General features: G+C 32.5%; 29 protein-coding genes and 1 pseudogene. 26 read left to right on the top strand and 4 right to left on the bottom strand.

Features of this window, described 5'->3' with window-relative positions:
• The first annotated feature begins 6 nt into the window (after positions 1-6).
• The 16 genes from EAG08_RS06065 to rimO all read left to right on the top strand — a co-directional run bounded on the left by EAG08_RS06065 (position 7) and on the right by rimO (position 12,311).
• Entirely contained in the window at positions 7-579 is a 573-nt protein-coding gene (locus tag EAG08_RS06065) for an acyltransferase (RefSeq protein ID WP_129534683.1), read from the top strand.
• 8 nt (positions 580-587) lie between these two features.
• Positions 588-1,106 (top strand): Gfo/Idh/MocA family protein, encoded by a 519-nt coding sequence (locus tag EAG08_RS21890; protein WP_228446791.1) that lies wholly within the window; start codon positions 588-590, stop codon positions 1,104-1,106.
• A complete protein-coding gene (locus tag EAG08_RS21885) occupies positions 1,085-1,615 on the top strand; it encodes a Gfo/Idh/MocA family oxidoreductase (protein WP_228446790.1) in 531 nt (176 codons plus the stop codon). Before EAG08_RS21890 ends, EAG08_RS21885 begins: the two co-directional genes overlap by 22 nt.
• A 15-nt stretch (positions 1,616-1,630) precedes the next feature.
• Positions 1,631-1,933: a hypothetical protein gene (locus EAG08_RS06055; RefSeq protein ID WP_129534682.1), complete on the top strand. Its 303-nt coding sequence runs from the start codon at positions 1,631-1,633 to the stop codon at positions 1,931-1,933.
• Positions 1,934-1,968: 35 nt separating this feature from the next.
• A complete protein-coding gene (locus EAG08_RS06050) occupies positions 1,969-2,949 on the top strand; it encodes an oligosaccharide flippase family protein (RefSeq protein ID WP_129534681.1) in 981 nt (326 codons plus the stop codon).
• Positions 2,946-3,467 carry an acyltransferase gene (locus tag EAG08_RS06045; RefSeq protein WP_129534680.1) on the top strand — a complete coding sequence of 174 codons (522 nt, stop codon included), beginning with the start codon at positions 2,946-2,948 and terminating at the stop codon, positions 3,465-3,467. The genes EAG08_RS06050 and EAG08_RS06045 overlap by 4 nt, the downstream gene beginning before the upstream one ends.
• 38 nt (positions 3,468-3,505) lie before the next feature.
• Complete coding sequence (locus EAG08_RS06040) at positions 3,506-4,123, top strand: asparagine synthetase B family protein (protein ID WP_129534679.1); 618 nt, start codon at positions 3,506-3,508, stop codon at positions 4,121-4,123.
• A 155-nt stretch (positions 4,124-4,278) separates the two neighbouring features.
• Entirely contained in the window at positions 4,279-5,259 is a 981-nt protein-coding gene (locus EAG08_RS06035) for an asparagine synthetase B family protein (RefSeq protein WP_164998532.1), read from the top strand.
• A 19-nt stretch (positions 5,260-5,278) separates the two neighbouring features.
• Entirely contained in the window at positions 5,279-6,520 is a 1,242-nt protein-coding gene (locus EAG08_RS06030) for a glycosyltransferase (protein ID WP_129534677.1), read from the top strand.
• Position 6,521: 1 nt separating this feature from the next.
• Complete coding sequence (locus EAG08_RS06025) at positions 6,522-6,842, top strand: hypothetical protein (RefSeq protein WP_129534676.1); 321 nt, start codon at positions 6,522-6,524, stop codon at positions 6,840-6,842.
• Entirely contained in the window at positions 6,827-7,627 is an 801-nt protein-coding gene (locus tag EAG08_RS06020; RefSeq protein ID WP_129534675.1) for a hypothetical protein, read from the top strand. The genes EAG08_RS06025 and EAG08_RS06020 overlap by 16 nt, the downstream gene beginning before the upstream one ends.
• Before the next feature lie 63 nt (positions 7,628-7,690).
• The gene (locus tag EAG08_RS06015) at positions 7,691-8,503 is read left to right on the top strand and encodes a glycosyltransferase family 2 protein (RefSeq protein ID WP_129534674.1); all 813 of its coding nucleotides are present in this window, start codon (positions 7,691-7,693) and stop codon (positions 8,501-8,503) included.
• Positions 8,500-9,393 (top strand): NAD-dependent epimerase/dehydratase family protein, encoded by an 894-nt coding sequence (locus EAG08_RS06010; RefSeq protein WP_185145192.1) that lies wholly within the window; start codon positions 8,500-8,502, stop codon positions 9,391-9,393. Before EAG08_RS06015 ends, EAG08_RS06010 begins: the two co-directional genes overlap by 4 nt.
• A 41-nt stretch (positions 9,394-9,434) precedes the next feature.
• Complete coding sequence (locus tag EAG08_RS06005) at positions 9,435-10,358, top strand: MraY family glycosyltransferase (protein ID WP_228446789.1); 924 nt, start codon at positions 9,435-9,437, stop codon at positions 10,356-10,358.
• A 12-nt stretch (positions 10,359-10,370) separates the two neighbouring features.
• The gene (gene rfbC / locus EAG08_RS06000) at positions 10,371-10,916 is read left to right on the top strand and encodes a dTDP-4-dehydrorhamnose 3,5-epimerase (protein WP_129534671.1); all 546 of its coding nucleotides are present in this window, start codon (positions 10,371-10,373) and stop codon (positions 10,914-10,916) included.
• Positions 10,917-11,009: 93 nt separating this feature from the next.
• Positions 11,010-12,311: a 30S ribosomal protein S12 methylthiotransferase RimO gene (rimO, locus tag EAG08_RS05995; RefSeq protein ID WP_129534670.1), complete on the top strand. Its 1,302-nt coding sequence runs from the start codon at positions 11,010-11,012 to the stop codon at positions 12,309-12,311.
• A gap of 53 nt (positions 12,312-12,364) precedes the next feature.
• On the opposite strand, the gene EAG08_RS05990 is transcribed toward rimO, so the two are convergent.
• On the bottom strand, positions 12,365-12,559 hold the full coding sequence (locus EAG08_RS05990; protein ID WP_129534669.1) for a hypothetical protein: 195 nt from the start codon (positions 12,557-12,559) through the stop codon (positions 12,365-12,367).
• 407 nt (positions 12,560-12,966) lie between these two features.
• Here EAG08_RS05990 and EAG08_RS05985 point away from each other — a divergent pair, with 407 nt between their 5' ends.
• Complete coding sequence (locus tag EAG08_RS05985; protein ID WP_129534668.1) at positions 12,967-13,338, top strand: septal ring lytic transglycosylase RlpA family protein; 372 nt, start codon at positions 12,967-12,969, stop codon at positions 13,336-13,338.
• A gap of 59 nt (positions 13,339-13,397) precedes the next feature.
• Here the strand turns inward: EAG08_RS05985 and EAG08_RS05980 are convergent, their stop codons facing one another.
• Positions 13,398-14,162 carry an exodeoxyribonuclease III gene (locus EAG08_RS05980; RefSeq protein ID WP_129534667.1) on the bottom strand — a complete coding sequence of 255 codons (765 nt, stop codon included), beginning with the start codon at positions 14,160-14,162 and terminating at the stop codon, positions 13,398-13,400.
• Positions 14,163-14,416: 254 nt separating this feature from the next.
• Positions 14,417-15,961, bottom strand: coding sequence for a bifunctional response regulator/alkaline phosphatase family protein (locus EAG08_RS05975; RefSeq protein ID WP_129534666.1), 1,545 nt, complete (start codon positions 15,959-15,961; stop codon positions 14,417-14,419).
• A 256-nt stretch (positions 15,962-16,217) separates the two neighbouring features.
• On the opposite strand from EAG08_RS05975, the gene EAG08_RS05970 reads away from it, so the two are divergent.
• From EAG08_RS05970 to EAG08_RS21880, 9 genes and pseudogenes are all read left to right on the top strand, one after another.
• Complete coding sequence (locus EAG08_RS05970; RefSeq protein WP_129534665.1) at positions 16,218-17,423, top strand: HD domain-containing protein; 1,206 nt, start codon at positions 16,218-16,220, stop codon at positions 17,421-17,423.
• Positions 17,424-17,513: 90 nt separating this feature from the next.
• Positions 17,514-18,545 (top strand): UDP-3-O-(3-hydroxymyristoyl)glucosamine N-acyltransferase, encoded by a 1,032-nt coding sequence (gene lpxD, locus EAG08_RS05965; protein ID WP_129534664.1) that lies wholly within the window; start codon positions 17,514-17,516, stop codon positions 18,543-18,545.
• Positions 18,538-19,934 (top strand): annotated as a pseudogene (locus tag EAG08_RS05960) (bifunctional UDP-3-O-[3-hydroxymyristoyl] N-acetylglucosamine deacetylase/3-hydroxyacyl-ACP dehydratase). The gene lpxD and the pseudogene EAG08_RS05960 overlap by 8 nt, the downstream one beginning before the upstream one ends.
• Positions 19,935-20,723: an acyl-ACP--UDP-N-acetylglucosamine O-acyltransferase gene (gene lpxA, locus EAG08_RS05955; RefSeq protein ID WP_129534663.1), complete on the top strand. Its 789-nt coding sequence runs from the start codon at positions 19,935-19,937 to the stop codon at positions 20,721-20,723. It abuts the pseudogene before it with no gap.
• A gap of 16 nt (positions 20,724-20,739) precedes the next feature.
• Entirely contained in the window at positions 20,740-21,087 is a 348-nt protein-coding gene (locus EAG08_RS05950) for a hypothetical protein (protein ID WP_129534662.1), read from the top strand.
• Between the two features lie 23 nt (positions 21,088-21,110).
• On the top strand, positions 21,111-21,677 hold the full coding sequence (gene efp / locus EAG08_RS05945) for an elongation factor P (RefSeq protein WP_129534661.1): 567 nt from the start codon (positions 21,111-21,113) through the stop codon (positions 21,675-21,677).
• A 189-nt stretch (positions 21,678-21,866) separates the two neighbouring features.
• On the top strand, positions 21,867-22,769 hold the full coding sequence (locus EAG08_RS05940) for an LpxD N-terminal domain-containing protein (protein WP_129534660.1): 903 nt from the start codon (positions 21,867-21,869) through the stop codon (positions 22,767-22,769).
• 1 nt (position 22,770) lies between these two features.
• Positions 22,771-23,046, top strand: coding sequence for an XRE family transcriptional regulator (locus EAG08_RS05935; protein ID WP_228446788.1), 276 nt, complete (start codon positions 22,771-22,773; stop codon positions 23,044-23,046).
• A 149-nt stretch (positions 23,047-23,195) separates the two neighbouring features.
• On the top strand, positions 23,196-23,507 hold the full coding sequence (locus EAG08_RS21880) for a helix-turn-helix domain-containing protein (RefSeq protein ID WP_129534659.1): 312 nt from the start codon (positions 23,196-23,198) through the stop codon (positions 23,505-23,507).
• A gap of 75 nt (positions 23,508-23,582) precedes the next feature.
• On the opposite strand, the gene EAG08_RS05925 is transcribed toward EAG08_RS21880, so the two are convergent.
• A complete protein-coding gene (locus tag EAG08_RS05925) occupies positions 23,583-24,059 on the bottom strand; it encodes a pentapeptide repeat-containing protein (RefSeq protein WP_129534658.1) in 477 nt (158 codons plus the stop codon).
• Positions 24,060-24,068 lie beyond the last annotated feature (9 nt).

The raw sequence follows: 24,068 nt of genomic DNA, 5'->3' as shown, positions 1-24,068 counted from the left end.
AAAAATATGTCAGATTTTTTCGCACACGAAACAGCTATTATAGATGAAGGTTGCCACATTGGAGCAGGTACTAAAATATGGCATTTTTCCCATATTATGCCTGATTGTATTTTAGGTGAAAAATGTAATATCGGACAGAATGTAGTAGTTTCGCCTAAAGTTATTTTAGGAAAGAATGTGAAGGTTCAGAATAATGTCTCTATATATGAAGGTGTTACTTGTGATGATGACGTTTTTTTAGGTCCTTCAATGGTTTTTACAAATGTTATTAATCCCAGAAGTGCTGTAAACAGAAAAAATGAATATTTAAAGACACATGTTGGGCTAGGCGCTTCAATTGGTGCTAATGCAACAATTGTTTGTGGTCACAATATTGGTAAATATGCATTCATTGGTGCTGGTGCCGTTGTAACAAAAGAGGTTCCTGATTATGCTTTGGTAGTTGGAAATCCTGCTAAGCAAATGGGATGGATGAGCGAGTTTGGCCAGCGTTTACATTTTGATGCTGAAGGTATTGCAGTTTGTGATGAAAGCGGAGAAAAATATAAACTTGAGAATAATAAAGTTTTAAAAAAATAAAAATACAAATGTCTGAAAAAATAAAATTTGCAGTTATCGGTTGTGGGCATATTGGGAAAAGACATGCAGAAATGGTGTCTAGGAATTCCGAATGTGAATTGGTAGCTTTAGTTGATGTAAAAGATAAATCTGTTTTGGGAATCGAAAGTTATGATGTTCCTTTTTTCGCATCATTAGATGATTTTTTGAAATCTGGGATTGAAGTAGATGTGATTAATATTGCTTCTCCAAATGGATTTCATTTTGAACAAGCATATAAAGCAATTGACGCAGGAAAGCATGTTGTTGTAGAAAAACCAATGGCTCTGAATAAACAAGATGCTGAAAAACTTATTTTTCAGGCGCTTCACAAGCATAAGCAGGTTTTTGCAGTAATGCAAAACCGTTATTCTCCACCTTCTGCATGGATAAAAGAAATGGTAGAGAGTGGAAGATTAGGGGAGATTTATATGGTTCAGCTTAACTGTTACTGGAACCGTGATGACAGATATTATAAACCGGAATCTTGGCATGGAAAAAAGATTTAGATGGTGGAACATTATTTACGCAGTTTTCTCACTTTATAGATATTATGTACTGGTTGTTTGGGGATTTAACCAATATTCAGGGTAAGTTTGCCGATTTTAATCATAAAGACCTTACAGACTTTGAAGATTCAGGTTTTATAAATTTTGATTTTGTAAACGGAGGAATGGGTTCTTTAAATTATTCAACTTCAGTTTGGAATCAAAACCTTGAAAGTTCAATGACCGTTATTGCTGAAAATGGAGCTGTAAAAATTGGGGGACAATACATGGATAAAGTGGAAGTTTGTAATGTAAAAGGTTATGAAATGCCGGAACTCGCACCTACAAATCCAGGTAATGATTACGGTGCATATAAAGGCTCTGCGGCTAATCACCACTATATTATTGAAAATGTAGTTGATGTATTGAAAGGGAGAAGTACAATTACCACTAATGCTTTAGAGGGCTTGAAAGTTGTAGATATTATTGAAAGGATTTATAGTCTAAAAGATTTTAATAATTTAGACTAGTAAAACTTAATTATAATGTTTGAGAAAATACTAAATCTGATCAAAAAACCTGCAATTTTATATTCTATTGCAAATATGTGTTTTTTAGGTACCCTTTTTTTGGCAGATATTATAATTGCTAGAAGTTATTCATTGGAAGAAGTTGGTGGATGGAAACAGCTTATTTTGCTTGTTCAATTTACAGCAGTCTTACTATCCTTTGGATTTATTGAGGGATTTAGATATAACATTGCAAAGCATCATGATAAAATAGGAGAGTTGTTGGGAACAGCTATTCTCTTTTTATTATTATTTCTTTTTTATTATTTTTATTATTAAGCTCAAACGATATTTCAGGAACTATAGGTTCTTTATTGGGAATAGATATTATTATAGAGGCAGGCTTTTTAATACCTTTATTGTATTTACTCCTCTCTGCAAATGCACTTTATCTTCAAATTGGTTTGTCAATTGGTAAAATAAATGTGATTTTATTTTCTATGGTAGTATTTTGCGTTGTTTTCTCTACAAGTTTATTTGCATTTTTATATGTTAAATGCTTTGATTTTCATTTGAGTATATTTTTACCATTTTTGTTAGCGTTATCTAGCCAATTATTTACCTATTTTTTTACATTAAAAATTTATCCTAAGCTGAATTTTAATAGTTACAATCTTTCAATAATTTTTAAGTTTGGATTTCCTCTTTTTATTGCAACATATCTTGGTGTTTTTACACTTCACATAGACAAAATAATTATTAATAAATTAGGTGGAATTAGTGCATTTGCTATTTATTCTATTGGCGCTTTAGAAATACCATTTGTAGGATTGGTAACAAAATCTATTACTAGTATAAGTTATCCCAAAATTGTGCGACATATAGAAAAAAAAGAATTTGAAGAAGCAAATAATATTTGGATAAATGATGTGAAGAGAGCTTCTTATTTTATTTTTCCATTAGTTTTTTTTTGTATATTATTTTCTAAGCAGATAATAATAGGCTTGTTTGGAGACAAATATTATGCATCAATTCCTGTATTCGAAGCTTATTGTTTAATATTGATTTGGAGAAATGCTACATACGGAACTATATTATCAGTTAAAGGTAAAACAAATTATATTGCATTAGTTTCTTTTGTATCATTAATTGTTAATGTAATTTTAATATATTTTTTCTACCAAAAATGGGAAGTCGTAGGAATTGTAAGAGCTCTATTTTGCTCAGTACTGGTTTTAGTTATGAGTACATTATATCTGGAAGGGAGTCTGAAAAAATATTTATCTTTATTTAAAGATAAATTGATTTTTGGTATGTTGTTGGCGATTTTTATATTATATTTTTTTAAACAATGAAACAAATACTGAATAAAATAAACTCTTTATTTAAGAGTAAAAAATACGAAACAGTTCCTATTAATTTTTTAATTCTTAATTTTCTATTTCAAAGAATATTTTTTATTAATTACTTTGCTAAATACTCTGTTCATTATACTTCTAGGGTATCAGGTTCTAGAAATATAGTATTTAATGTAAATGATCCCAAAATTTTAGCATCATTTGCTGCATCAGGAGGATGTTACTTTTCTGTTTTTGATAATACTATTTTAGAAATAGGAGATGGAACAATTTGGTCATATGGAGTAGGTATTCATACAGCAAATCATGATTTTTTTAATAGAGATATATATATAAGAAAATCAATAAAAATAGGAAAGAATTGTTGGATAGGACATGGAGCTGTAATCACAGCAGGTGTAGAATTAGGAGATAATGTAACTGTAGGAGCAAATAGCGTGGTAACGAAATCTTTTCCTAATAATGTTGTTATTGGTGGAATACCAGCTAAAATCATTAAAGAATTACAGCTGTAGTAAGTTGTATAATTTCAAATTTATTAAAATAAAATACAATGTGTGGAATAGCAGGGATAATATCCAAAAATAAAGATATTCTTACTTATCAGCATTTAAAAAAAATGACAGATGCAATCTCGCATCGAGGGCCTGATGGAGAGGGACAATGGATTGATGAGAGAACTACTGTAGGTTTAGGACATAGAAGATTATCCATTATTGATTTATCTAATGCAGGTAGTCAGCCTATGCATTATTTGGATAGATACAGTATTGTATTTAATGGTGAGATATATAATTATATCGAGATTAGAGCATTCTTAAGAACAAAAGGATATAGTTTCAGGTCAGACTCAGATACTGAAGTGTTAATGGCAAATTTTGATTATAAAAGAGAAAAATGCCTTGATGATTTTGATGGAATGTTTGCTTTTGCAATTTGGGATAATCAGGAAAAGACCCTATTTTGTGCCAGAGATAGGTTTGGTGAAAAGCCATTTTATTATTCTCAAGCAAATGAAAGTTTTTATTTTGGATCTGAAATGAAAGCTTTATGGAGTGTGAATGTACCGAAAGAGACAAATGGGAGAATGCTTTTTAATTATTGGTATTTTAATTATTTACTCAATCCAAATGATCTTTCTGAAACTTTTTATAAAAATATTTTTTATTAGAGCCTAGCCACTACATTATTGTAGATGAAAATGGTAAAATAAAAGAAAAACGTAAATATTGGGATATTGATTACAACAATCAAGACTCTAAAATATCCTTTCAAGAAGCTAAAAATACATTTTTTGATCTATTTGAAACATCTATTAGCCGAAGATTGCGATCAGATGTTGCTGTTGGTACAAGTTTATCGGGAGGATTAGACAGTTCTGCTACAGTTTGTATGATTAATCATATGAAGATGAGTGATGTAGATCAAAAGACTTTTTCTGCACGTTTTCCTAATTTTAAGAAAGATGAATCTATATATATAGATAAAGTTCTGAGTAAAGTTAATGCACAAGGGTTTAGCTGTTATCCAGATGGAGACAGTATGCTGTCGAATCTTCATAAAATTATAGAACATCAGGAGGAACCTTTTGGAAGTCTTAGTATTGCTGCACAATTTGAAGTAATGCAACTGGCTAGGAATAACGGAGTAATAGTGATGCTTGACGGGCAGGGCGCTGATGAATATCTTTGTGGTTATCACGGTTTGATAGATATGTTTTTCATCGAACTGAAAAAAACTGATAAAAAACTTTATAAGCAACAGCTACAAGTATATAAAGAAGTGCATGCATCGAATGACATTAACAATATGTCGAGGAGATTAAGAAATAATTTCATTAAAGACATGCTTTCTAATGCACAGATAAATCAATTGCTGGGTTTTAAATCAAGTGTTGATAATCTCTTAGGTAAAGAGGCTAAAAAAGATCTGCATTCTCAGTATAAAAAAGAGCAGTTCGATAAAAAATATACAGCTTCTAGCTTAAATGAAGTGCTTTATGAAGCAACCTTCAGAGGAGGATTACAGGAATTACTTAGATATGCAGATAGGAATTCTATGGCACATTCATTAGAAGTAAGATTGCCTTTCCTTTCTCATAAACTAGTAGAGTATGTATTTACATTACCTTCAATTTATAAGGTAAATAAGGGATTCTCTAAATATATACTGAGAGAGGCTATGCAAGATATAGTACCTCAAGAGATTGTTTGGAGAAAAGATAAAATTGGGTACGAGCCTCCCAATAGTAAGTATATAGACGGGTTGTCTTTGAAAAATTATTTGGTAAAAGGGTTGAAATTATAATTAATAACTATAGAGGAATATGAAAATTTGTTATCTTACGTGGGGAGAGACACCTAGATCTTATGGTGTTTTTGGCTCACAGGTCATAGGTCAGTTTATGGCAACAAAAAAGCAAATGCCTGAAAGTGAATTTTATTTTATTTCAGGTATTCCTCTTATTCATAGTGGTTTCGTCAGAGAGAAGCTAAAATATGGTCGGGAAATAGATGAAATCAAGAAAAAATTAGACAATGTAAAATTTATTTTGACCCCAATATTTGCACCTCAGAATTTTGTAAATTCCTCTAAATCCACTTTTGGCTTTATGCATTATGGGGCTCATAGAATTTTGAAAAATCACTTTCAAAAGATTAATCCGGATATTGTTCATTGTAGATCATATCATGCGGCTTGGGCAGCTTTAAAGGTTAGGACAAGATATAATTTTAATTATAAAATAATTTTTGATGCAAGAGGTTTGTGGCCTGAAGAAATTTCTCTTAAAAAAGAATTTTCAGAAGAAAGTAAAAACTATAAGTTCTTAAAATCAATAGAATCCGAATTATTGGGTAAGTGTGATTTCATTATAGGAGTATCTGACACAATGGTTCAACATTATAAAGAATTAGGTGCTAAGAATGTGGAGTGCGTTTATTTAAGTGCAGATATTGCAAAGCTTAAAAATATAATTGTTAAAGAAAATAGAGAGCACATTCATTTCGGATACATAGGAGGATTGGCAGATAATACATGGCATAAACCATTAGAGCTATTATCTCTTTACAAGGAAATTAGAAAAGAAGTGAAAAATTCAAAACTTTTTATCATTACAACTTCCAATCATAATGATATTAGAAATATTTTTTCCGAAATCTCTGAAGATGAACTTGTATTGACATCTACAAAAACAGTGGATGAATTAAAATTAGTTCTTAATAATTTGGACTTTGGCCTAATGTCATATTTTAAACCTTTAAACAAGAGAGATATATTATTGGCTAATATGGTTTTAGCTGTTAAAACGGCAGAGTATATTGCCGCCGGATTACCAATGATTGTTAATAAAATGTGTGGTGGAGCCTCCAGTATAGTTGATAAGTACAATATGGGAATCTCCTATGATCCAAATTCCTTTGAAGAAATAAGTGAAAATAATATCACTAGTTTTGTAAAGGATGGGAAAAATATTGAGCGTAGTGATATTGCAGAAAAATTATTCGATTATAAAAGTAATGCATTAAAGTATAAATCTTTATATGATCGATTATATAAATTACAATAAAATGTATATATCTAAGTTTGGTTTTAAATTAGTTGTTTTATTTATTGTTTTTTGCCTTTTAGGAAGATTTCTCTTTCCTTATGGTGATGAACCTGATATTATGGTAAGAGGACCTGAACTAATTGAAGAAACTGGTTTTTGGAATTTATATAAATATTTCCCTGAATACGTAAATAATATTGATTATTCTTTTTATTATGAAAAACAAAATTTTTCTGATTTATGGAATAATATTAATAACTCTTTTTCGAAAACTTTAGAAATAAATTTTTGCGTTTTTTTATTAATATCATTATATTCTCACCCATGTTATGGGCATTAGTTTTTAGAGATAGGTTTATTAAAGTAATGTCATTACTCAAATTTAAGTTGACAAATCAAGAGTGGAATTTAAGATTAGATAGTTTATCCCTCAGCTTAATTTATTCGGGGATTATTTATTATTCTGGACTTTTTTCTATAGAACAATTCACTTTAGTATTATCATTATATATTTTCCTTTTTTGGGGAAATTATATTTTTGTTTCTATAATTTTTATTTTTATAGCAAGTGTTGATTTAGGGAATAGTATGATTTTGTTAATTTTTATTTTTATTGCATTGTATTTCAGTTTTTTAGGTAGAAAAAAGAAAAGCCTGAAACTAATCTATCTTTCAATGGCAGGTATGCTTGGTTTAGCTTTAATCTTGGGTATTGCTTCTTTATCATACATACAATATATTCCATTTTTGGCTAAAAAATCACAAGGAATGCTTGCGTTGGAAGAATATGGGGGATATAGAGATAAGTATCCTATTTTGCTTCGGCCGTTCATTACTTTAATGACAAGTATTTTTATGACACCTACTGGTATTAAAGTTGTTCTGGTATATTTAATGTTTTTAGTAGGAATTTTTAAATTTATAATTAAATTAATAAATGTAAATCAAGGTGAACGAATTTTTAAAGAAAATATTCTTTTATTGTCTTCTGTGACTACTCTTCTTTTTTTGTTTTTTTATTTCCAAATTATGCAAATGCCAAATATTATATTTTTATGGTTCCTTTTTTCATATCCTCAATTTTGCAATATTTTTCCAGAAATAAAATTATGCTTTTCTTTGTAACTTGTAATATAGTTCTATTCTTGCACCTTTTTTATACGGATTATAATTTTTTAAGAAACACAAATGATAACAGCTAGTATTGTAACATATAATAATAATCCCATATTATTGGAAAAGGCAATAAAAAGTTTCCTGAACCAAAGAAATGATGTTAAGATTTATATCATAGATAATTCCCCTACTGATCATCTTAAAGCTTTAAAACATATCGATAAGAATATCGAATACCATTTTATAAATGCTAATCCAGGCTTTGGAGCTGCACATAATTTAGCTATAGAGAAATCAATAGAATCGGGAGCAAAATACCATTTCATTGTAAATCCTGATATTTATTTTGAAAAGGATGTTATTAGTTTAATGGTCGATTTTATGGAGAGTGATTCTAAGATTGGAATGATGATGCCAGAGATATTAAATGAAGATGGTACAGTACAGTTTCTTCCAAAACTTTTACCAACACCTATAAATATTTTGTTGAGAAAACTAAAAAGGCCTAAGGCGAAATATGATGAATTTATAAATAATTATGAATTACGTTTTGTTCCACGTTATAAAATTTATAATGCACCAATACTTTCAGGTTGTTTTACCTTATTAAACCTTAATGCCATAAAAGATGTAGGAGCTTATGATGATTCTTTTTTTATGTATTTTGAAGATTGGGATTTATCAAGACGCATGCATAAAAAATATAAGACAATATATTATCCCAATGCATCTATTTATCACGAATATGAATCTGGAGCAAATAAAAACTTTAAATTATTTAAAATATTTTTAAAGTCGGCGGTCAATTATTTTAATAAATGGGGGTGGTTTTTTGATAAAGATAGAGCGAAAATTAATTCTAAAGCATTAGCTCAATTTAAATAATGATAGTTATTACAGGTATTTCAGGTTTTGTTGGAAGGAATTTATCTAATTACTTACGACAATATAATTGTAGTGTAGAGGGACTCTGTTTGAGAAATAATTGGAAATTGAATGTAAATTCTAATGCAATAATTCATCTTGCAGGTAAAGCTCACGATACTGCAAATACAACAGCTGATGAAGAATATTTTAAAGTAAACAGAGATTTAACGATTCAACTTTTTGACGAATTTTTAAATTCAAATATCAAAGATTTTATATACTTCAGCAGTGTGAAAGCAACGGCGGATACTATTGAGGGGATTTTGGATGAAGAACATAAATCGAATCCTAAGACTCCATATGGAAAATCAAAGTTAGAAGCCGAGAAATATTTGCTTTCAAAAAAATTGCCAGATGGAAAAAAACTTTTCATTATCCGTCCATGTATGATTCACGGTCCCGGAAACAAAGGAAACCTAAATCTTTTGTATAAAGTTGTTCAAAAAGGAATTCCATGGCCTTTGGCAGCTTTTGATAATAAAAGATCATTCTTAAGTATTGATAATTTAAACTTTTTAATTGGAAAAATATTATCCAATAAAAATATTCCTTCAGGAATTTATAATTTTGCCGATGACGATTCTATCTCTACCAATGAACTTGTAAAAATAATTGCGGAAGCTTCTGGCAAAAAAACTAAATTGTGGAAATTTTCAGCAAACTTTATTTCTAGTGTCGCTAAGCTGGGAGATATGATAAAGTTGCCACTCAACTCAGAAAGATTAAAAAAACTAACAGAAAGCTACATGGTTTCTAATGATAAAATTAAAAAAGCTTTAGAAATTAGTAGTCTTCCAATATCTGCGAAAGATGGGCTAACAAAAACAATTAAAAGCTTTCAATCATAGTAATGATATATCTTATAATAACAACCTTTCTATTTATATCAATGTTTGTCTATTTCAAAATAGCCGACAAATATAATATTATTGACAAACCAAACCACCGAAGTGCACACACACAAATCACTTTACGTGGAGGTGGAATTATTTTTCCTATCTCATTCATTCTTTTTTGTCTATTTAATTTAAATGATACTATAGATCATTATTGGTCGTTTGGTTTAGGCTTATTGGCAATCTGCACAGTAAGTTTTATTGATGATATCAAACCATTGTCAAACAGAATTAGGTTATCAGTTCACTTAATTTCTGTAATTTTACTCTTGTATTTTACAGGAGCTTTTAGCTTAATGCCATATTGGGTTTGGCCAATACTATTTATTCTTATTATTGGTACTTTAAATGCCTATAACTTTATGGATGGTATTAATGGAATGGGTGGGACATACAGTTTAGTCACCTTGGCGGCATTACTTTATATTAATAAAGAAGTAGTAATTTTCACAGAAAATGATTTCATTATTTATCCCATTTTAGCTTCTTTGGTTTTCTTGTTTTTTAATTTCAGAAAAAAAGCAAAATGCTTTGCAGGAGACATCGGAAGTATGGGAATGGGCTTTTGGGTAATTGGTCTTATCACTTTGCTGATTATGAAGACCCAAGATTATAAATATATTTTGTTGTTATCAATTTACGGAATGGAAGTGGTTCTGACCATCATTGAGAGACTACTATTGAAAGAAAATATTTTTGAGGCACACAGAAGACATTTATATCAGCTTTTTGCCAACGAAAAAAAAGTGTCTCATTTGATTATTAGTTCGGTTTATGCTGTTTTTCAAGTGTTAATCAATATATTTTTAATAAATTCACAACTTCCTATTTGGGCTCTTATTTTAATCATTTTTGTTCCGATTGGCGGAGTTTATTTAGCTTTAAAATGGAGTTTAAAAAAACAATACAATCTATAACATTACACATCTATGAAAATAAAAGAAACACCACTTAAAGATTGTTACATCATTGAACCGACAATCTTCGAAGACGACAGAGGTTATTTTTTCGAAAAATACAACGAACAAAAATTCGAAGAATTGACCGGAATGAATGGTCATTTCGTACAAGATAATATCTCAAAGTCTTCTTATGGAGTTTTGCGTGGCTTACATTTGCAAAAAGGCGAACATGCTCAGGCAAAATTAGTATCATGTTTAGAAGGCAGAGTGTTTGATGTCGCTGTAGATTTACGTAGAGATTCTCCAACTTTTGGAAAATGGTTCGGGGTTGAATTAACACCGGAAAACAAATTACAACTATATGTACCAAGAGGTTTCGGACATGGTTTTTCTGTTTTAAGCGAAACTGCAATTTTTGCTTATAAATGTGATAACTTTTATAATAAAGAATCAGAAGGAAGCGTAATCTGGAATGATAAAGATTTAAACATCGATTGGAAGCTTCCCGAAGATGTCATCCAATTGTCTGAAAAAGACAGCCAACTTCCCACTTTTTCTGAAGGCAATTTTTAAAAATTAAATTCATAACCACTTATTTTTAAGTGGTTTTTATATGTTTAAGATACAGAGTTATATTTTGTATCTTTGCACACTCAAAATAGAAAGATGCGTACAAAATCTGTAGGAAAGAAGAAAATAAATATTGTAACCCTTGGTTGTTCCAAGAACGTTTACGATTCAGAAGTTTTGATGAGCCAGCTTAAAGCCAACGGAAAAGAGGTGGTGCATGAAGATAAAGGCGATATTGTGGTTATCAATACCTGCGGATTTATTGATAACGCAAAAGAAGAATCAATCAACACCATTCTTGAGTATGTTGAGGCGAAAAACAGAGGTGAAGTAGAAAAAGTTTTCGTTACAGGCTGTCTTTCTGAGAGATACAAACCAGATTTGATAAAAGAAATTCCTGATGTTGATCAGTATTTCGGAACAAGAGATTTACCGATTTTACTGAAGCATTTAGGGGCAGATTACAAGCATGAGTTGGTAGGAGAGCGATTGACAACCACACCAAAACATTATGCTTATCTTAAAATTTCCGAAGGCTGCGACAGACCTTGTTCGTTCTGTGCAATTCCTTTGATGAGAGGTGGTCACATTTCTACACCAATCGAGAAATTGGTGAAAGAATCTCAAAAATTAGCTAAAGTTGGGGTAAAAGAGTTAATCTTAATTGCTCAGGATTTGACCTATTACGGTTTAGATATATATAAGAAGAGAGCTTTGGGCGGACTTTTGAAAGAATTGGTAAAAGTAGAAGGAATCGAGTGGATTCGTCTGCATTATGCTTTCCCGAGTGGTTTCCCGGAGGATGTTTTAGATATCATCAGAGAAGAGCCGAAAGTTTGTAATTATATAGACATCCCGCTACAGCACATCAATTCAGATTTGTTGAAATCGATGAAACGTGGGACAACACACGAAAAAACAAACGCTTTATTAGATAAATTCAGAGAGAAAGTTCCGGATATGGCGATTAGAACAACTTTAATCGTAGGTTATCCGGGTGAAACTGAAGAAAGATTCCAAGAGCTGAAAGAGTGGGTGAGAACACAGAAATTCGACAGATTGGGATGCTTTACTTATTCTCATGAAGAAAATACAGGAGCTTACGTTTTAGAAGACGATATTCCGCAAGAAGTGAAAGAAGCAAGAGTAGAAGAGATTATGGAGTTGCAGTCACAGATTTCTTGGGAGAAAAATCAAACGAAAATCGGCGAAATTTACAAATGTGTTTTTGATAGAAAAGAAGGGAATTACTTTGTGGGCAGAACAGAATACGATTCGCCTGACGTAGACAATACGGTTTTGGTTCCTGCAGAAAATACATATATCTCAATCGGAGATTTTGCCAATGTAAAGATTACTTCCGCAGAGGAATTTGATTTGTACGGTGAACTTGTGTAAAGTAAAATAAGATAAAAAATGAAAACCAATGATTCAGTCATTGGTTTTTTGTTTTAAATGTTTTTCAAATACTCTTTTTTTATTTTGGCAGCTTTTCCGCCCTCCGTTCCCGCTTTTTTGCAAATTTCCGAAGCTTTATCCTTGCTGTAATTTGCAAAAAGAGCTCCACTCAGGTCGGGCTGTTGCAATTCGATGTTATAAAAGAGTGAAAAATTATTAATTAAAGCGTTGATGTAGATATTCCCCAAATTCTTTTCCTGCAGAAAATATTGAGATTAGGAGTACAGCCAAAATTAAAATGAGTAATATTTTGTTGTTTTTCAATTTTTCCATGATGCTTTTTCATCAACAAGTAGTTGGATTTTTTGATTAGTTACAAGTAGATTTTAGTAAAATCACAATTTTTTAATTAATTGATTTTTAAAATGTTGCAAGCTAAATCTGCCTTTAAGTGACCTTAAAGCAGTTAAATCCGTTAACTTTTAGCTTCTAATTTTAACGTTTTTTAACATAGCTACTTAAATGCCCTGATAATAGGCAGTTAGAATCTGATTTAAGATATTTTTAACTTTTATTTAAGACTTGTTAACATTTAAAATAGGTGAGTAAGAAGTTTCACTATACTTTTGCCTTGTCAAACAAAAAAAAGTTCAAAATGATGAAAAGATTCATTCTCGTAATCATAATGATGATTTCAACACTAGGTATCTATTCTTTCAAGAATGATGCCGAAGATGCGAAGAAAACAAGTTATGCGTCGTACTACCACGACAAGTTTAATGGTAGAAAAACAGCAAGCGGAGAAATTTTTAATAATTCAAAACTAACCGCAGCGCACAGAACGCTTCCTTTTGGAACCGAGATTAAGGTAACCAATTTGAACAATGGAGAAGAGGTAATTGTAACGATTAATGATAGAGGGCCTTTTCATTCATCAAGAGCATTAGATATGTCTAAAGCTGCGTTCGATGAAATTGGGGGAATCAAAAAAGGTATCATCCCAGTAGAGTACGAAATTGTCGATTAAATTTAATACGATTCTTAAAATTAAATAAAGCCAGCTGATTCAGCTGGCTTTAATGTTTTTTAGACGTTTATTTCAATCATCGCAGGACAATGGTCAGAATGTACAGCTTCCTTTAATATAACGGCTCGTGAGAGTTTATCTTTCAAAGAATATGAAGCAAAATTATAATCCAGTCTCCATCCTTTATTATTGGCTCTCGAGTTTTGCCTGTAGCTCCACCAAGTGTAATTGTCCGGCTCCTGGTTAAAAAACCTGAAGCTGTCTATCAATTCGCATTCGTTAATGAAATTCGTCATCCATTCTCTTTCCATAGGCAGAAATCCTGAAGTATTTTTTAAGCCTACCGGATTATGAATATCAATCGCTTCATGACAGATATTAAAGTCCCCAGAAATAATCAGATTCGGAATGTCTTTCTTTAGATTTTTAATGTATGCTAAAAAGTCATGACAGAACTGCATTTTAAATTCCAGCCTTTCAATATTAGATGCTGACGGAACGTAAACTGAAATAACAGAATAGCCGTCAAAATCTGCACGGATGATTCTTCCTTCATTGTCATAGCTTTCAATTCCACAGCCGTATTCTACGTGATGAGGTTTTGTTTTAGAAGCAATTCCGACTCCGCTGTAGCCTTTTCGTACCGCTGAGTGCCAATAGCTATGATAACCGATTTTTTCAAGACTTTCGATGTCTATTTGATCATTGCCTGCTTTACTTTCCTGAATGCAGATGATATCCGGATCTGCAGTTTTCAGCCAACCCAAGAAATCTTTTGTAAAAGCGGCTCTTATTCCATTGACGTTGTAGGTGATTAATCTCATAATTAAAAATAGAATATAAAGAGATGAAATTTTATTACCACAAAAGTAACAAAAGAAATGCTTGAAAAAAGAACTTCAAAAGCTTACAAAAATGCAAGGTCTTCATTTTACAAATTACAAACTTTCATCGCTGAAAAATATTTTGATTCTTCTGCTGTTAAAAAAAAGGGTACTTTATTTAAAAACGAAAAAACTCGGGCGGAAAAAATCGAAGATTTTTTCCGCCCGAGCCCAAAATTATAACTATGAAAAAACTATTTTGGTTCCAAAACACTTATTGGAATAATACATTCTTCTAAAGAAATTCCTCCGTGCTGATAGGTTTCCTTATAATAATTTACAAAATGATTGTAATTTTTCGGGTACGCTAGAAAGATATTGTTTTTGGCAAAAATATATTTCGAACTTAAATTTCCTTTAGGTAAAAATATTTTTTCAGGATTCGTAACTGCCCACACATCTTTCTCGTCATACGTCAAGCTTTTCCCTGTTTTATAACGGATGTTGGTTGAAGTTTCTCTGTCTCCGACAACACGACTTGGTTTTTTAACGTAAACGGTACCGTGATCGGTGGTAATAACTAATTTATATCCACTTTCCGCAGCCAATTTAATAATCTTTATTAAAGATGAATTCTCAAACCAATTCGAAGTCAACGAACGGAAAGTTTTATCATCTCTGATTAACTGATCAACAATATGATTGTCTGTTTTTGCGTGAGATAAGATATCAATGAAGTTGTAAACAATCACTAAAAGATCGTTGTTTTTATGCTGATTAAAATCTTCATAGATTTTCTTCTCAAAATCGGCATTCAAAACTTTCAGATATTTCATTGATTTAGAATTCAAACCAATTCTTTTCATTTGATCTTCTAAGAAATCACGCTCATACTCATTTTTATTTCCGTCTTCATTATCATTAAACCATTTATCCGGAAAACGTTTTTCAATTTCTGAAGGAAGCATTCCCGCAAAAAATGAATTTCTTGCATATTGAGTTGCTGTAGGAAGAATACTGTAATAGTAATCTTCAGATACTTTATTGTAAAATTTAGTAAATAAAGGCTCAATGACTTTCCACTGATCGTATCTTAAATTATCAACCATCAACAAAAGAACTTTATCTTTTTCAACCTCAGGTTTTACTTTATCTCTGAACAACGTGTGGCTCATCAATGGCTTATCACCACCATTCAACCAATCTTCATAATTGTTTTCAATGAATTTAGCGAACTGAATATTGGCTTCTTCTTTTTGAGATTGCAGCAAATCTGCAAATTCATTGTCAGCAACTTTGTCAAATTTCAATTCCCAATTGACGATTTTTTTATAATATTCTGCCCAATCTTGGTACGTCCTCAAATAAGAAAGTTCCATAGAAAGGTTTCTGAATTCCTGCTGATATTGAATAATAGTTTTCTGCTCTACAAGATTATCTTCCTGAAGATTCTTTTTTAGAGATAATAATATTTGGTTAGGATTCACAGGTTTCAAAATGTAATCTGCAATCTGAGATCCGATTGCTTCTTCCATGATGTGTTCTTCCTCACTTTTCGTAACCATCACGATTTTCAGAGAACTGTCTTTCTCTTTGATCATTGGTATTGCTTCAAGACCGGAAATTCCGGGCATATTTTCATCAATAAGCGTCAATGCAAATTTTTCTGAATCTATCAATTCTAAAGCCTCGTTCACATTATTTACGGGAGTTACATGGTAACCCTTCTTTTCTAAAAATACGATATGAGGTTTGAGTAAATCTATTTCATCATCGATCCATAATATTTTTTCTGACATAAAAGTTTAATTTTTTCTATGGTTATTGTATCAAAACTGCGACCAAAACCCTTTAACAAAAGCCAAATTGGTGCGCCTAAAAGTTAAATCTTAGTTAAAGATATTTTTGATTTTAAATATAAAATATGTGGTATGAAGATAATCTAAAATCTTCGGTTTTAAAAGCATTATTAATAAAAATTCATTCGATTAAATTTCTCAATTTTCTCTGAATTAAGTTTAATACCTTAATTTTGCATTCATCACAGTTATTTCAATGCAGAACAAGCTTAAAATTATCAACGATCCTGTACACGGTTTTATTAAAATTCCTCACGAAATCTTATTCGATATTATCGAACATCCTTATTTTCAGAGACTAAGAAGAATTTCACAGACCGGACTTTTAAATTTAATTTTTCCCGGAGCGACTCATACTAGATTTCATCATGCGTTGGGTGCAATGCACTTGATGTTTACCGCTTTGGAAACTTTAAAGCAAAAAGGAATTCAGATTTCCGAAGAAGAGGAAAAAGGAGCGATGCTGGCAATTTTAATGCACGACATTGGTCACGGTCCGTTTTCTCATGCGTTAGAAAATATGTTGATGGATGATTGGCATCATGAAAATCTTTCGTTATTATTAATGAACAGATTAAATGATGAGTTTAATGGGCAGCTCTCAACGGCTATAGAAATGTTTCAGGGAAAATATCACAGAAAGTTCTTTAATCAGTTGATTAGTTCACAATTAGATGTTGACCGTTTAGATTATTTGAAAAGAGACAGTTTTTTCACAGGAGTTTCTGAGGGAAATGTAAATACCCAAAGAATCATCTCAATGATGAATGTGTGTGAAGACGAGCTGGTGATTGACGCAAAAGGTGTTTATTCTATTGAGAATTTCCTTACCGCAAGAATGTTCATGTACTGGCAGGTATATTATCATAAAACATCGGCTTTGGCTGAGTTTATTTTAGTTAAAATTTTACAAAGAGCTAAATATCTGGCTTCACAAGGAATAGATTTGCCCGCAACTGAGAATTTAAAATACTTTCTCAATCGTGAAAAAAGCGAGGAAACCGATGAAGATGTGCAAAGATTTACCCAAATGGATGATAATGATATTATTCATGCTATGAAATTATGGCAAAAATCTGATGATTTCATTCTTTCTTATTGGTGTCAATGCGTCATCCAGAGAAACCTTCCGAAAACGATTATTTCTTCACAACCTTTCGATCCGGAATTTGTGAAAGAAAAAATAAAAAGCACCAATGAGTTTTTAGGAATAGACAATGCTCACGAACTTATACACGAGATTGAGCGTAGCTTGTTGCCTTATAATACTGATAAACAGCCAATATTTTTATTACAGAAAAGCGGAAAAATATTAAGACTAGACGAATCAGAAGATCAGCTTTTATCTGGTTTGATTACTAATAAAACAACACGATACATCCTTACTTTTCCAAGACATTAAAGAATTTAAATTTCTTAAAGAATATTAAAATCTGTATTCCTCAAACTAAAAAATGTTGGTGAATAATAGAATTTGTTATCTTTGCAGAATATGGAATTCACAGCTTCGCAAATTGCGAGTTTTATTGACGGAAAAATTATAGGTGACGAAAATGCACTTATAACAGGAGTTTCGCCTATTGAAAGTGGGGAAGCAGGGCATCTTTCTTTTATTGCCCAAGAACGTTTTTCGCACTATTTAGATACTTCAAATTGCTCCGTTCTTATCGTATCGGAAAATATTTTAACCAAAGAAAGTTACGACCAGACGATCATTGCTGTGAAAGATGCCTATCTTTCTTTTCAGGTTCTGATGAATTTATATCAGGAAATGCAGGGAAGAAAAGAAGGTGTTGAAGACGGTGCTTCTATTCACGATACCGCAGTGGTAGGTGATAAAGCTTATGTTGGAGCATTTACTTATGTTTCTGAGAAAGCCAAAATCGGGGAAGGATCACAGATTTATCCTCAGGTTTATATCGGAAAAGGAGTGAAGATCGGTAAAAACTGTAAAATTGACAGTGGTGCAAGAATTTACGATTATTGCATTATTGGAGATAATTGTGTCATTCATTCCAATACAGTGATTGGTGGTGATGGTTTTGGTTTTCAGCCGACTCCTGAAGGTTTCAAAAAAATTCCTCAGTTGGGGAATGTAATCATTGAGGATGATGTTGAAATTGGTTCAAACTGCAGCATCGACAGAGCGACAATTGGCTCAACGGTAATCGGTAAAGGAACTAAAATTGATAATTTGATTCAAATTGCGCACAATGTAAAAATTGGTCAGAACAACGTAATCGCTTCACAAACTGGTATCGCAGGATCTACAATTGTTGGCGATTGGAATCAGATTGGCGGTCAGGTTGGTATCGTAGGACATATTAAAATTGGAAATCAGGTGAAAATTCAGGCACAGAGTGGTGTGAATTCTCATGTGAATGATAAAGAAACGGTTTACGGTTCGCCGGCAATCAGTTATAACGACTATCTTAGAAGTTACGTTCATTTCAGGAATCTTCCTGAGCTCGTAAAACGAATAAATAATCTTGAGAATAACTCAAAAGATCAGACTAATGAGTGATATGCAAAAAACACTTCAGGAAGAGGTTACTCTATCCGGAATTGGCCTTCATACTGGTAAAGAAGTAAAATTGACCATCAAACCTGCTAAAGAAAATACAGGTTTCATCTTCGTAAGAACAGATCTTGAGGGTCACCCTCAGGTCGAGGCTGATGTAAACTATGTTGTAGCTACTGAAAGAGGGACAACTCTTGAGAAATTAGGCGTAAAAATCAACACTTGCGAGCATCTTTTAGCGGCATTAGTAGGCTGCGATATCGACAATGCTTATTTAGAGATGGATGCTTCAGAACCTCCAATTTTAGATGGTTCTTCTAAATTTTTTGTAGAAGCAATTGAAAGCGTAGGAATTGTGGAGCAAAAACTTGCCAGAGAATATTTGGTAGTGAAAGAAGTTCTAAGTTACAGCGATCCTGCCACCGGTTCTGAGATTACAATTATCCCTTCAGATAATTACGAGATTACAACCATGGTAGATTTTGGGACTAAAGTTTTAGGAACTCAGAATGCTACCATAAAAAATATTTCAGAGTTTAAAGAAGAAATTTCTTCGGCAAGAACATTCAGCTTTTTACATGAATTGGAAATGCTTCTTGATCACGGTTTGATCAAAGGAGGAGATATTTCTAATGCCATTGTATATGTTGATAAAGATCTCACTGCTGAAACAACAGAGAAATTAAAGAAAGCCTTTGGTAAAGATCACGTTGCGATCAGACCCAACGGAATTCTTGATAATTTAACTTTAAACTTTCCAAATGAAGCTGCAAGACACAAATTGCTTGATGTAATTGGTGATTTAGCTTTATGTGGAGTAAAAATTAAAGGTAAAATTATTGCCAATAAACCAGGACATTTTGTAAATACTCAGTTTGCTAAAAAACTGAACCGTCATTGGAAATTACAAAAAAGAAAAACGTTCCTGATTTTGACTTAAATAAAGAACCTGTTTTTGACATTAACGGAATTATGAAGTTGATGCCTCACAGACCGCCGTTTTTATTGATTGACAAGATTCTTGAGTTATCAGATTCTCATGTGGTAGGTTTAAAGAATGTGACGATGAACGAGCCTTTCTTCGTGGGTCACTTCCCGAAAGAGCCTGTAATGCCTGGAGTTTTACAAGTTGAAGCTATGGCGCAGACAGGTGGTATTTTGGTTTTAGCAAGTGTGCCGGATCCTGAAAACTATTCTACTTACTTCATCAAAATGGATAAAGTAAAATTCAAGAGAAAAGTAGTTCCTGGTGATACTATGATTTTCAAAATTGAATTGATTGAACCAATCAGAAGAGGTATCGTGCACATGCAGGGTTACGGATATGTTGGTGACACGATAGCAGTAGAAGCTGAGCTTATGGCTCAGGTTGCAAAAAATAAAGTTGAGTAAATGATTCATCAATTAGCCGCCGTTGATAAACGTGCAAAAATCAGTAAAAATGTAATTGTAGAACCATTTACAACCATTGCAGGTGATGTGGAAATAGGTGAAGGTACTTGGATTGGATCTAACGTAACCATCATGGATGGTGCGAGAATCGGAAAAAACTGCAGGATTTTTCCTGGAACGGTAATTTCCGCTATTCCTCAGGATCTGAAATTTGATGGTGAAGATACGCAGACCATCATCGGTGATGATACAACGATTAGAGAATGTGTTACCGTAAACAGAGGGACAAAAGCTTTAGGTTATACTAAAATTGGCAGTAACTGTCTGATTATGGCGACTTCTCATATTGCACATGACTGTGTGATAGGTGATCATGTAATCATCGTTAACGGATGCGGTATTGCAGGTCACGTAGAAATAGGTGATTTTACGGTAATGGGTGGCTTAAGTGCTGTTCACCAGTTTGGAAAAATTGGGAAGCACGTGATGATTTCTGGAGGAACTTTGGTAAGAAAAGATATTCCGCCTTATGTAAAAGTAGCGCGTGAGCCGATGTCTTATGCAGGAATAAATTCTGTAGGTTTAAGAAGAAGAGGATTTACTAATGATAAAATCTTTGAAATTCAAAAAATTTACAGAGCAATCTTTCAGATGAAAATGAACGTTTCTCAGGCAGTTTCACACATCGAAAAAGAAATGCTTCCTACAGCAGAAAGAGACGAAATTCTACAGTTCATCCAAAACTCTCCAAGAGGTATCGTAAAAGGATACGGAACAGGAAAAGAATAATTTAAATTGAATCAGAATGAAAAATTTAGTATTAATTTTTACAGTATTTTCTTCTTTTATTTTTGCACAGCAGAAAAAAGTGGTGTCTTTGAATCTTAAAGATTCAATTGCAGTAAGAAATGTAAATTCAATTCTGGATTATTCTAAAATATCTTTTTCAAATTTAAATTCTGACCTAAAAAGTTCATCAGAAGTCAACAAAAATTTAGACCGGCTTTTAATTAATACCATCAATTTTAATACAGTAATAAATAATCGTGCAGTAACTGCAGCAGATGCAGGGACTTATTACAAACCTAGAATTGATGGGATGGATATGCTTGGAAGAAAGGTTTTGAGCCTTCAGGTCTACAAATCAAAATAAAAAAAATAACATACAATAATTAAATGGCAACAAGTAACGATATAAAAAAAGGTCTTTGCATCGAGTACAGCAATGATATTTTTAAAGTAATCGAATTTATGCACGTAAAACCAGGAAAAGGTCCTGCTTTCGTGAGAACAAAATTAAAATCGGTAACCAACGGTAAAGTTATTGATAATACTTTTTCTGCAGGTCATAAAATTGACGAAGTGAAAGTTATTACAAGAAAATTCCAATATCTTTATGATGATGAGAATGGTTTCCACTTCATGAATAATGAAGATTTCTCTCAACTATACTTAGACAAAGAAATGATTGAAAACTCTAATCTGATGAAAGCAGGTGAAGAAGTAACGATCATTTTGAAAGAAGTTGATGAAACTCCGCTTTCTGCAGAGCTTCCTCAGTCAGTTTATTTAGAGGTGGTAGAAGCTGATCCGGGTGTGAAAGGAAATACAGCAACCAACGCGCTGAAAAATGCAATCGTTGAGACAGGAGCAAGAGTAATGGTACCTTTGTTCATTGAAGCTGGCGACAAAATCAAAGTGAGCACAGAAGACGGTTCTTACTTAGAAAGAGTAAAAGAATAATTATTCAAAATAATAGGAAGCTGGAAGTATAACAACTTTCAGCTTTCATTTTTAGGGCAGCAATTGTAGTTTATCCTGAGCTTGTCGAAGGACCATCAAGTCGGGCTGCGACTCACACCGAAAAACAAATCTTGTCTAAGTTTCAAAACCAGACAAGGTTGATTAAACTAAAAAAGCATCATTAAAAATATGACGTTTCATCAGCCACAAAAACTAAAAACAATTGCAGATCTTATCGGAGCAAAATTTGTAGGTTCCGAAGATTTTCAGGTTTTTGGTACCAACGAAATTCACAGAGTAAAATCGGGTGAAATTGTATTCGTTAATCATCCGAAGTATTACGATAAAGCTTTAAATTCTGCTGCTACTATCATCTTAATCGATAAAGAAGTAGAATGCCCGGAAGGTAAGGCTCTTTTAATTTCCGATGATCCGTTTGGAGATTTCAATAAGATCAGTACCCATTTCACCAAAATCTACAACTTCACAGAAACCCTTCATGATGTAGAAATAGGAGAGGGCACAAAAATCCATCCATCTGCAGTCCTTGGAAACAACATCACCATCGGAAAAAACACCATTATTTTCCCTAATGTTGTCATTGGCGATCGTACAGTGATTGGAGATAATGTCATCATTCAATCCAACACCGTTTTGGGTGGCGACGCATTTTATTACAGAAAATTAGACGGAAATTTTGACCGCTTAATCTCAGTAGGAAACGTCATCATCGAAAACAACGTAGAAATCGGAAACGGCTGCACCATTGACAGGGGAGTGACAGATTCTACCATTATTGGTGAAGGTTCAGTTTTAGATAATCAGATTCAGATTGGGCACGATACCGTGATTGGTAAAAAATGCTTAATCGCTTCTCAGGTCGGCATTGCAGGTTGTTGCATCATCGGTGATGAGGTTACTTTATGGGGGCAGGTTGGCATCGCTTCAGGAAACAATATCGAAAGTGGCTCTGTCTTACTAGGTAAAACCGGAGTCAACCGAGATCTGAAAAAAGGAACTTATATTGGGATGTTTGCAGAAGATTATAAAACTTATCTTAAGAAAGAGGTGAAGCTGAGAAATCTTGAGTAGTGTGAGCTTGCAAAAAACCAAATATATTTTCAGTAAGTACGAACTGAACTTTAAAGGAAATATTCCGTCGATTGATGCGGCTACAAAAATTGCTGATGCTTTAGGTGTTACTTTAGATTATCTCGTAAAAGACGGACAGTATGAGCAGATCGACAACGATACTCTGAAAAAACTAAAAGCAATACAGGAACTTGACAGTGATACCAAAGCTCACATATTTGCAACCATCGATGCTTTTATCAAAGCCTCTAAACTTAAAAATATTGCTGCAATGTAGTTCTGTTTCCGTATACAAAACAAAACATATAACACAAAAAACCTCGCAAAATGCGAGGTTTATCTTTATCTGCCACACGATAAAATCGTGCGGTAGCGGAGGACAACTTAAAAAAACTCCGTGAGAGTACAGGTTTAACACAACAGGATATGGCTGATCTGATGCACACGCACAGAACAGGATATTCTAAAATGGAAAACAACCAACAGGATATTCCTGTTGACAAGTTGGTTTTTGTCGCTAAACATTTCGGGATTTCTGTTGATGATATTATTTTCTTCAATGAAAAAAATAATGTTCCCAACGAAGTTTCTATGGAAGATACTGCAGTTCTAGAGCAATTAAAACTCATTAACGAACTCGATACTGAAGAAAAAAATATTCTCCTAAAACTTATTGAAACTTTCGTTTCTAAAAAACGGTTTAAAGATTATTTGCAGAAAAATATTGCTGCACTATAAAACACAAAAAACCTCGCAAATTTTGCGAGGTTTTTTTATCTGCCACATGATACAATCGTGGTAGTGGGGAGGGTCTTATAATAGCATACATCCATTAATTAAAGGATCGAAATCTTTAGGCCAAATAGTTTCATTATTATACACAGTGTCTTTAAATATTGCTTTCTCGATATCAATACAAAGCATATTTGCACCAGATAAGTTTGCATTTGTAAAATTTGAAAAGTTAATTTTAGCACCTTTTAGATTACTTCCCTGAAGTTTTGCATTACTAAAATCACAGTATGAAGCTATACTTTCAGATAAATTAGCATCAAGCAGAATAGTGTCTCTAAAATCAGCAGTTATTAGGTTCGTAAAAGAAAGATTAGATTTTATCAAACAAGAGTTGAATAAAAATGCACCTCGGAGATTTGATTTAAAAAAACTTGTGCTATTCAGATTCATATTTTCAAGCTTTGCCCTGTGTAAATCTAAATCTTCTAAAATAGCTCCATCTAAACTATTATAAGGAACGGCTATTTCATTATCATTTTCACAATATATTATCATAATAAATTT

Origin of the sequence: Chryseobacterium sp. 3008163, assembly GCF_003669035.1 — a bacterium.
GTDB lineage: Bacteria > Bacteroidota > Bacteroidia > Flavobacteriales > Weeksellaceae > Chryseobacterium.
The sequence above is the reverse complement of the archived record's forward strand: the minus strand, read 5'-3'. Positions and strand labels throughout refer to the sequence as shown.

Bases quoted from the DNA above. Each gene is read 5' to 3' on its own strand.
- EAG08_RS06055 (WP_129534682.1), top strand. From the start codon at position 1,631: ATGTTTGAGAAAATACTAAATCTGATCAAAAAACCTGCAATTTTATAT.
- EAG08_RS05985 (WP_129534668.1), top strand. From the start codon at position 12,967: ATGATGAAAAGATTCATTCTCGTAATCATAATGATGATTTCAACACTA.
- EAG08_RS21890 (WP_228446791.1), top strand. From the start codon at position 588: ATGTCTGAAAAAATAAAATTTGCAGTTATCGGTTGTGGGCATATTGGG.
- EAG08_RS21880 (WP_129534659.1), top strand. From the start codon at position 23,196: ATGGCTGATCTGATGCACACGCACAGAACAGGATATTCTAAAATGGAA.
- EAG08_RS06005 (WP_228446789.1), top strand. From the start codon at position 9,435: ATGTTTGTCTATTTCAAAATAGCCGACAAATATAATATTATTGACAAA.
- lpxD (WP_129534664.1), top strand. From the start codon at position 17,514: ATGGAATTCACAGCTTCGCAAATTGCGAGTTTTATTGACGGAAAAATT.
- EAG08_RS06025 (WP_129534676.1), top strand. From the start codon at position 6,522: ATGTATATATCTAAGTTTGGTTTTAAATTAGTTGTTTTATTTATTGTT.
- rimO (WP_129534670.1), top strand. From the start codon at position 11,010: ATGCGTACAAAATCTGTAGGAAAGAAGAAAATAAATATTGTAACCCTT.
- EAG08_RS06020 (WP_129534675.1), top strand. From the start codon at position 6,827: ATGTTATGGGCATTAGTTTTTAGAGATAGGTTTATTAAAGTAATGTCA.
- EAG08_RS05925 (WP_129534658.1), bottom strand. From the start codon at position 24,059: ATGATAATATATTGTGAAAATGATAATGAAATAGCCGTTCCTTATAAT.
- EAG08_RS06045 (WP_129534680.1), top strand. From the start codon at position 2,946: ATGAAACAAATACTGAATAAAATAAACTCTTTATTTAAGAGTAAAAAA.
- EAG08_RS05940 (WP_129534660.1), top strand. From the start codon at position 21,867: ATGACGTTTCATCAGCCACAAAAACTAAAAACAATTGCAGATCTTATC.
- EAG08_RS06065 (WP_129534683.1), top strand. From the start codon at position 7: ATGTCAGATTTTTTCGCACACGAAACAGCTATTATAGATGAAGGTTGC.
- rfbC (WP_129534671.1), top strand. From the start codon at position 10,371: ATGAAAATAAAAGAAACACCACTTAAAGATTGTTACATCATTGAACCG.
- EAG08_RS06040 (WP_129534679.1), top strand. From the start codon at position 3,506: ATGTGTGGAATAGCAGGGATAATATCCAAAAATAAAGATATTCTTACT.
- EAG08_RS05950 (WP_129534662.1), top strand. From the start codon at position 20,740: ATGAAAAATTTAGTATTAATTTTTACAGTATTTTCTTCTTTTATTTTT.
- EAG08_RS05980 (WP_129534667.1), bottom strand. From the start codon at position 14,162: ATGAGATTAATCACCTACAACGTCAATGGAATAAGAGCCGCTTTTACA.
- EAG08_RS05975 (WP_129534666.1), bottom strand. From the start codon at position 15,961: ATGTCAGAAAAAATATTATGGATCGATGATGAAATAGATTTACTCAAA.
- efp (WP_129534661.1), top strand. From the start codon at position 21,111: ATGGCAACAAGTAACGATATAAAAAAAGGTCTTTGCATCGAGTACAGC.
- EAG08_RS06015 (WP_129534674.1), top strand. From the start codon at position 7,691: ATGATAACAGCTAGTATTGTAACATATAATAATAATCCCATATTATTG.
- EAG08_RS05970 (WP_129534665.1), top strand. From the start codon at position 16,218: ATGCAGAACAAGCTTAAAATTATCAACGATCCTGTACACGGTTTTATT.
- EAG08_RS06030 (WP_129534677.1), top strand. From the start codon at position 5,279: ATGAAAATTTGTTATCTTACGTGGGGAGAGACACCTAGATCTTATGGT.
- lpxA (WP_129534663.1), top strand. From the start codon at position 19,935: ATGATTCATCAATTAGCCGCCGTTGATAAACGTGCAAAAATCAGTAAA.